Below are 7,715 nucleotides of genomic sequence, written 5' to 3'. Positions count from 1 at the left end.
ACGTTTAGCAGCTGAGGCTGAAGAAAAACGCCAAGCCGAAGAAGCTGCACGTTTAGCTGCTGAAGCGGAAGAAAAACGCCAAGCAGAAGAGGCTGCACGAATAGCTGCTGAGGCAGAAGAAAAGCGCCAAGCAGAAGAGGCTGCACGAATAGCTGCTGAGGCGGAAGAAAAACGCCAAGCCGAAGAAGCGGCACGTTTAGCTGCTGAAGCGGAAGAAAAACGCCAAGCAGAGCAAGCGGCACGTATAGAAGCTGAAGCAGAAGAAAAACGTCAGGCTGAGCAAGCGGCACGTTTAGAAGCTGAGGCAGAAGAAAAACGCCAGGCTGAGCAAGCGGTGCGTTTAGCAGCTGAGGCAGAAGAAAAGCGCCAAGCAGAAGAAGCTGCACGAATAGCTGCTGAGGCGGAAGAAAAACGCCAAGCAGAAGAGGCTGCACGAATAGCTGCTGAGGCGGAAGAAAAGCGCCAAGCAGAAGAGGCTGCACGAATAGCTGCTGAGGCGGAAGAAAAACGCCAAGCAGAAGAAGCTGCACGAATAGCTGCCGAGGCGGAAGAAAAACGCCAAGCGGAAGAAGCTGCACGAATAGCTGCTGAAGCGGAAGAAAAACGCCAAGCAGAAGAGGCTGCTCGTTTAGAAGCAGAAGAGCAAGCTAAACAGCAAGCTGAAAAAAGTAAAGAACCTAAACTTGGCTTCTTTGGTCGCTTGAAAAAAGGCTTACTTAAAACAAAGCAAAACATCGGTGCAGGTTTTGCCAATATTTTTAGCGGTAAAAAAATCGATGATGAGCTATTTGAAGAGCTCGAGACACAACTGCTTACAGCTGACGTAGGTGTTGATACAACGCTCAAACTAATTGATAGTTTAACGGATGCAGCCGATCGTAAACAGCTAAAAGATGGTGGTGCACTATACGGCTTATTAAAAGAAGAAATGTCGTCAATGTTAGCAAGTGCAGACAAACCGCTTGTGATTGAAAACAGCGATGGTCCATTTGTTATCTTAATGGTGGGTGTAAACGGCGTAGGTAAAACAACAACCATTGGTAAGCTAGCTAAGCAATTCCAAGCTGAAGGTAAGTCGGTTATGTTAGCTGCGGGCGACACATTCCGTGCAGCTGCGGTAGAGCAGTTACAAGTGTGGGGCGAACGTAACGATATTCCTGTTATTGCGCAGCACACCGGCGCAGATAGTGCATCTGTTGTGTTTGATGCATTGCAAGCAGCGAAGGCTCGTAACGTGGATGTATTAATTGCCGATACTGCGGGTCGTTTACAAAACAAAGATCACTTAATGCAAGAGCTAGAAAAAATTGCACGTGTTATGAAAAAGCTTGATGTGAATGCGCCACATGAAGTAATGCTAACTATCGATGCAGGTACTGGTCAAAACGCAATTAGCCAAGTAAAACTATTTGATCAAGCTGTAGGCCTGACAGGGATCAGCTTAACGAAATTAGACGGTACAGCCAAAGGTGGTGTTATTTTTGCGGTGGCTGACCAATTTAACATTCCAATTCGCTACATAGGTGTGGGTGAAGGTATTGATGATTTACGTACCTTTAACAGCACAGACTTTATTGAGGCTCTGTTTAGCGAAGAGTAATTCAACGACATAATTATAATAATGATAAAATTTCAACAGGTAAGTAAAACATACCCAGGTGGCCATAAAGCAATTGAGAAAGTAAGTTTTCACTTACAACCCGGTGAACTCGCTTTCTTGACTGGCCACAGTGGGGCAGGGAAAAGCACCTTGCTTAAACTGATCAGCTTGATGGAAAGGCCATCAGCTGGAGAAGTTTTTATTAATGGTGTGCTACTAAATAAAGTAACGGCAAAGCAAGTGCCTTATGTTAGGCGCGATATTGGCGTTATTTTTCAAAACCACCGATTGCTCGACCGTTACTCGGTATTCGATAATGTGGCGTTGCCACTGGTTATTGCTGGCAGTCATCGCCGTGATATCGAAAAACGAGTGCATGCAGCCCTCGATAAAGTAGGGCTGTTAAATAAAGCACGCTGTGCACCAGAAACCCTATCGGGTGGTGAACAACAACGCGTTGGTATTGCGCGGGCAATTGTTAATTCACCGCCTATTTTACTAGCAGACGAACCTACCGGTAATTTAGATCCTGAGTTGTCAGTTGAAATTTTAAAACTGTTTGAAGAATTCAATCAACATGGCACAACTGTGCTTATTGCTACCCACGATTTAGGCTTAATAGCGCGTATGAAGTACCGCAGCTTAACCTTAAAGGCAGGCAATTTAGTCACCGATCCACTTATGGGAGGTGCATAATGAGTTTATTGTTTAAAGGCCGTAAAAGTCAGGGTGAACAGGTTCAACACTCTTATTTTATGGGGCTGTACTTTGCTTTTATGAATACCATTCGCCAAGGTGTACACAGCCTAGGTGAATTGTGGCGAACGCCAGTTGCATCACTGATGACCATTGCAGTGCTCGGGCTTAGTTTAACCTTGCCTACCACTTTGTATGTGGTAGTTAAGAATGTGCAAAAGGTAAGTAGCGGTTTTGACAATGCAGCTGAAATTTCACTGTTTTTAAAACAAGACATCTCTGACAAAGAATCAAGTGCACTGATTAAGCGCCTGTCTCTTTATAACGAAGTAAAAGATGTGCGTTTTATTTCAAAGCAAGATGCATTAGAAGAATTTAAAGTGGCGTCGGGCTTTGGTGAAGCGCTTAATTACCTCGACGAAAATCCACTACCCAGTGTTGTTTTAGTCACACCGAATAGCCAATTTACCAAACCAGAAGCAGCACGGGAATTACTCGATAAACTCGAGCGAGAGCGAGATGTTGATTTTGGTAAACTCGATATTGAGTGGTTAGAAAGACTTAATGCACTACTTAGTTTATTGCGTGAAAGCGTGCTTACAATTGCATTTTTACTGTTAACCTCAGTGGTGTTGATTGTAGGTAATACTATTCGCTTGTCTATTATGGATAAAAAACAAGAAATACAGCTAATGAAGCTCGTTGGTGCAACCAACCATTTTATTCAAGCCCCGTTTTTGTGGACAGGCATTTGGTATGGCATAGTAGGTGGTTTTATTGCTTTTCTAGCGGTATTGATGATGTTGCTTTGGCTAGATAATGCCGTTACCCAAGTTGTGGGCGTTTATAACGCTAACTTCAACTTACAGGGACTCAACTTTAGTGAATTTCTTGTACTGCTAGGGCTTGCTGTTTGTTTAGGTTTATTTGGGTCGTTTTTGTCTGTTAAGCGCTATATCGACGCCATTGAACCAAACGAAGTGTAATGCCAATATTGCGTTTTACAATAAAACTACATTTAAAATTGTCGATATTTCAGGTCATTAGTTTTTTCTTACAAGTTTCACGGAACTTTAACTTGAATTCCTGCTCAAAACCTGTAAATTCAGATTAGCACTCTAGTTAAGAGAGTGCTAAAATTGACAAAGTTTGTTACTCCACCTGAGGTGAAATATGACAAAAGAGATGAATGCCCTAACACTTAGTATGCCGCAAAACGCAGGTAGCATTGAAAGCTATCTACAAGCTGTAAGCACTATTCCTATGCTAAGTGCTGATGAGGAAAAGGCATTAGCAGAGAAGCTACAGGACAGTGGCGACCTTAATGCAGCACGTGCGTTAATCATGTCACACCTTAGATTTGTAGCGCATATCGCGAAAAGTTACTCGGGTTATGGTTTACCGCAGGCAGATCTTATCCAAGAAGGTAACGTTGGCCTAATGAAGGCTGTAAAACGTTTTGACCCAACTGTAGGTGTACGCTTAGTATCGTTTGCTGTTCACTGGATTAAAGCTGAAATTCATGAATATGTGCTGAAAAACTGGCGCATAGTAAAAGTAGCAACGACTAAAGCGCAGCGTAAGTTGTTCTTTAACCTTCGTAAAAACAAAAAGCGTTTAGGCTGGTTTAATCACGAAGAAGTACAAACGGTTGCTAACGAATTAGGTGTATCTGAAAAAGACGTACGTGAAATGGAATCACGTATGAGCAGTCAAGATATGGGCTTTGACCTAAACGCTGATGAAGACGACGGCGTAACACAGTCACAGTTTTCACCTGTTCAGTACTTAACAGACCAATCGTCAGACTTAGCTGAAACAGTTGAAGAAGAGCAGTGGCAAGATAACTCTAACCAACGTTTATTCTCAGCGTTAAATACGTTAGATGACCGCTCACAAGATATTATTCGTGCACGCTGGTTAGCTGAAGAGAAAGAAACGCTGCAAGACCTAGCTGCTAAATACCAAGTATCAGCAGAGCGCGTTCGCCAGTTAGAAAAATCAGCTATGAAAAAGCTACAAAACTTAATGGCGTAATTGCTAATTACAGCCAAAGAGAGAAAAAGCCGCTTAAGCGGCTTTTTTTGTGGCTGAAGTTTATGATGCAGACAGGAGTAAATTTAGTTGTGTGATAAATCTAGCCCACATACAAATCCCTTTTAATCATTAAGCCCATCCATGGGCTCAATGTTACTTTTCTTTATTACAAGATCCTTCTTTTCATCTAAAGACCGCCTACGGCATTCTAATTTGTTCCCGACAAATTAGTGCTTCGTCAAAGACAAAGTAACCACAAATTTATAGGGAATAAATTTGAACAGCGAAGCTGACTCGAAGGGCGAAATACAAGGATGTATTTTGTAATAGAAAGGCGACCGCTCTATTAAACTTTATCCTCTAAGCAACTTTGAATTTTTAGATAAACGCCATGAAGCGGCATCCATGCCTAAGCATGGCTTACTCGACTCGCTACGCTCCCTGTCTCGGATTATCAATTCAAAGTTGATTTTCGGGTTTGATAAAAGCGGAAGGGAATCTCAGTAACAGCTTTCAAGGTCGCAATTGAGCGAATAGCGGACATTAAGCTTCACCGCATTGTGTATCTAATGGCTTTCTGTTACACGTTAGCCCATACCTCTACTGACAGGAAGTTGAATGTGTAAATTCACAGGACGATTTGAATTTAGAACTTTACACAGAAACTGTGATGATTTAACGTATATTTTATGGACAAAATTTACATGGAGTAACACTTTGAAATACCTTAACAAAAATCTGCAATATTTCACAATCATCCTTTCTATAATATGCCTTGAAGTAATTGCAGAACCATCTAGCTATAATTCGGGTTTTTGTCACAGCTGCGATGCAACTTCTACTCAATATAGAGCTTATGAATTAGCTGCAAATGTTGGTTTCTTTGATCCAATAAATGAACTAGAAAGGCCAACTCGAGTATATGTATTTAATTGGAATAAAAAAAGTGTTGAAGGCTTTGATGTATGGAACAAAATTGATTTGTTTACTGGAAAGCCGTTTACTGTTTTTCCTATTGATTCAACGCCAAGCATTCAGAACGATTGGATCAACTTTGTTTCTGATTGGGAAGACTTCTTTTATGACCCCTATAGACCACCATATAATGGCTTTGATTATTTGACAGATTTAAACGTTAAAAATCAAGTTCACGCGTATATTCGTAATACTTATATACAGTATATGTTCGCCAGTGCGCGATTACTTGACGTATTGGACGGCAAAATAAACTGGTTACCTCAAGATTCCATCAATTCGATTACTTTAACATTTCAAGATAATGTTCAGATCGTATTAGAGTTGGAGAACATATCACAGATTGGTATCAACCGGATTACAGATCTTCGCTTAAAATATCTAATGGATTCTGCGTATATTGTTCAGCCTGATGGCTATAAAGATAAGATACCAGATGATTTTAGAGAGGCTACACAAGGGTTTATGTTGAGAACTAACGCTAATTCAGAAGGTTTCGAAAATTACATGAGTAATAGATATGGATTCGGTGGTGATGTGGGTTCGTTTGGTCATTCCGGACTTAATATAACTTGCCATATTACGAGCACAGTTGTAACAAACGAAGACGGTAGAGAAAGAAGAGTAAATACATATCGTTGTGTTAAATATTAATATGAACATTTTAATATTCTTTTTAATCGTAACGACAGTATATTTAATGCCTCTGTACATTATAGGTCAGCAGCAGTCGAGCTTTGGGCAAAAAATTGTATGGGCATTGATAGTTATATTTCTTCCAGTCATTGGCTTTGCGTTATTTATGATAACTCGATATAAAAATAACAATTAATGTATGACTTATAAGTTTAAGAAATAAACTCAACCAGTTATGGTTGAGTTTCTGTAAATTGGTGTCTTGAGTTGGGGTCAGAGTGATAGAGTGTTTTTGAATCCCATCAACAGTGGCTTATGGCACTAACCTGCCATTGAGTCAGGTATTTAGGTTCACACCTTTCACCCATTAATCAAACTTGAAAATACAATTTAAATGAATAATGCGAGACGGGGAGCGAAGCGGTCGAGCAAACCATGTAGGCATGGGTGAATAGCGTCTTGAGACGAACGAAGTTCGGCTAGCTATGAACGCGAGAAAAGGACTTCGAGCTGGAAAGCGTATAGGGATGTTTAGCGCGTTGATTCATGGCGTTTATGTTCACATTTAAAATTTGTTTGAAGAATAGTTTGATTTTTGGGGCGCCGAGGGATTCCAAAGGGAGGCCGGCGCTTTTTAAAATGGTGTTAAAATTCATCCATGAAGCTGGGTTACATCGGTCATCCTTGACCTCATTTCAAAGCACTGCGAAACTTCGTTTCGGTTGCTTTTCATCTTTGGCTGTCGTCGCCAGCGCGACAAAAATAAAACCTTAAATTGTATCTTCCGGTTCGCCTAGTGCAGTAATTAGCGCTTCTAGCATTTGCTTAATTTCATCGCTTGAAAGCATAAAGTCAGCATCTAGTTTAACTGCCATATCTTCTTTTGGAATGTCGGCGTTTTCTTCTTTTAACAGCTCTGCGTAGTTTACACGTTTAATTGAGCCATCTTCTTGCAGTACAAAGCGAATGCGCTCCATCCAATCTAGCGCTAGCTTTGTAACCACTTTACCGTTATCTAAGTGATTCTTTACTTCGTCAGAGGCTAGGTCATGCTGTTTAAGTACTACCTTAGCGCCGTTTTCTTCTGGTTCAACAAGCTCCGCATCAAGACCAATGGTAAATTGCTCTGGAGCTTCGTCTTTCGCTAACCAATTTGTTAAAAATAAGCCTAAATCATAGTTTACGAAAGCGGGCACTACAGGCAATGAACCAAGTGATTTACGAAGTAGTGCAAGTAACTCTTCTGCTTTATTGAAACTTGCACTGTTAACCACCATCCAGCCTTTTTCTATGTCGATAAAGGCAAACTGTAAGCTTGATTTTTTAAACGCCTGAGGCAGTAAAGAATGCACTAAGTTTTCTTTTAACTCGTCTTTCTCTTTTTTCTTAACAGGGCGGTTTTCGCTGTTTTCGATTTGTTCTACTTTCTCTGCCAGAAGGTCATTGATCACTGCTGGCGGTAGTACTTTTTCTTCGCGTTTAGCGCAAAGCAGAATGCTTTTTTTACTAAAGTGCGACAGCATTTGGCCATGTTTACCGAGTGCTTTAGTCCAGCCAAAGGTGCTTAAATCTTGGCTGCCACATGGGCGAAATTTATCTTGCTCGAGTGCTTTTTCAAATTCGTCTTGGTTGTAATCAACTTCTTGTTTGAAGCGATAGCAAATTAGGTTACTAAACCACATGAAAGGATCCTTGAAATTGTATTGGCAAAACCAATTTCGTTATAAATTTTGCTAAGCGTATCAGGGTTACAAACAATAAAAAAGCGCCT

General features: G+C 40.9%; 7 protein-coding genes. 6 read left to right on the top strand and 1 reads right to left on the bottom strand.

Annotated elements, in window-relative coordinates; genetic code table 11:
- The 6 genes from ftsY to C2M30_RS22110 form a co-directional block, all read left to right on the top strand.
- Nucleotides 1–1,600 (top strand): signal recognition particle-docking protein FtsY (gene ftsY / locus C2M30_RS04635; protein WP_105171148.1); only part of this gene is annotated, 1,600 nt, incomplete at its 5' end.
- A gap of 21 nt (nt 1,601–1,621) precedes the next feature.
- On the top strand, nt 1,622–2,296 hold the full coding sequence (gene ftsE / locus C2M30_RS04630) for a cell division ATP-binding protein FtsE (protein ID WP_105170830.1): 675 nt from the start codon (nt 1,622–1,624) through the stop codon (nt 2,294–2,296).
- Complete coding sequence (ftsX, locus tag C2M30_RS04625) at nt 2,296–3,282, top strand: permease-like cell division protein FtsX (RefSeq protein WP_010560834.1); 987 nt, start codon at nt 2,296–2,298, stop codon at nt 3,280–3,282. The genes ftsE and ftsX overlap by 1 nt, the downstream gene beginning before the upstream one ends.
- 187 nt (nt 3,283–3,469) lie before the next feature.
- The gene (gene rpoH, locus C2M30_RS04620; RefSeq protein ID WP_105170829.1) at nt 3,470–4,333 is read left to right on the top strand and encodes an RNA polymerase sigma factor RpoH; all 864 of its coding nucleotides are present in this window, start codon (nt 3,470–3,472) and stop codon (nt 4,331–4,333) included.
- Between the two features lie 618 nt (nt 4,334–4,951).
- Nucleotides 4,952–5,962, top strand: coding sequence for a hypothetical protein (locus C2M30_RS04615; RefSeq protein WP_105170828.1), 1,011 nt, complete (start codon nt 4,952–4,954; stop codon nt 5,960–5,962).
- Between the two features lies 1 nt (nt 5,963).
- Nucleotides 5,964–6,140, top strand: a complete 177-nt coding sequence (locus C2M30_RS22110) for a PLDc N-terminal domain-containing protein (RefSeq protein ID WP_105170827.1) — start codon at nt 5,964–5,966, stop codon at nt 6,138–6,140.
- 574 nt (nt 6,141–6,714) lie between these two features.
- Here C2M30_RS22110 and rdgC read toward each other — a convergent pair.
- Entirely contained in the window at nt 6,715–7,626 is a 912-nt protein-coding gene (rdgC, locus tag C2M30_RS04600) for a recombination-associated protein RdgC (RefSeq protein ID WP_105170825.1), read from the bottom strand.
- Between the last annotated feature and the right edge of the window lie 89 nt (nt 7,627–7,715).

It is taken from the genome of Pseudoalteromonas sp. T1lg24 (genome assembly GCF_002964745.1).
Taxonomy (GTDB): Bacteria; Pseudomonadota; Gammaproteobacteria; order Enterobacterales; family Alteromonadaceae; genus Pseudoalteromonas; species Pseudoalteromonas spongiae.
The sequence above is the reverse complement of the archived record's forward strand: the minus strand, read 5'-3'. Positions and strand labels throughout refer to the sequence as shown.

Bases quoted from the DNA above. Each gene is read 5' to 3' on its own strand.
- ftsE (WP_105170830.1), top strand. From the start codon at position 1,622: ATGATAAAATTTCAACAGGTAAGTAAAACATACCCAGGTGGCCATAAA.
- ftsX (WP_010560834.1), top strand. From the start codon at position 2,296: ATGAGTTTATTGTTTAAAGGCCGTAAAAGTCAGGGTGAACAGGTTCAA.
- rpoH (WP_105170829.1), top strand. From the start codon at position 3,470: ATGACAAAAGAGATGAATGCCCTAACACTTAGTATGCCGCAAAACGCA.
- C2M30_RS04615 (WP_105170828.1), top strand. From the start codon at position 4,952: ATGTGTAAATTCACAGGACGATTTGAATTTAGAACTTTACACAGAAAC.
- C2M30_RS22110 (WP_105170827.1), top strand. From the start codon at position 5,964: ATGAACATTTTAATATTCTTTTTAATCGTAACGACAGTATATTTAATG.
- rdgC (WP_105170825.1), bottom strand. From the start codon at position 7,626: ATGTGGTTTAGTAACCTAATTTGCTATCGCTTCAAACAAGAAGTTGAT.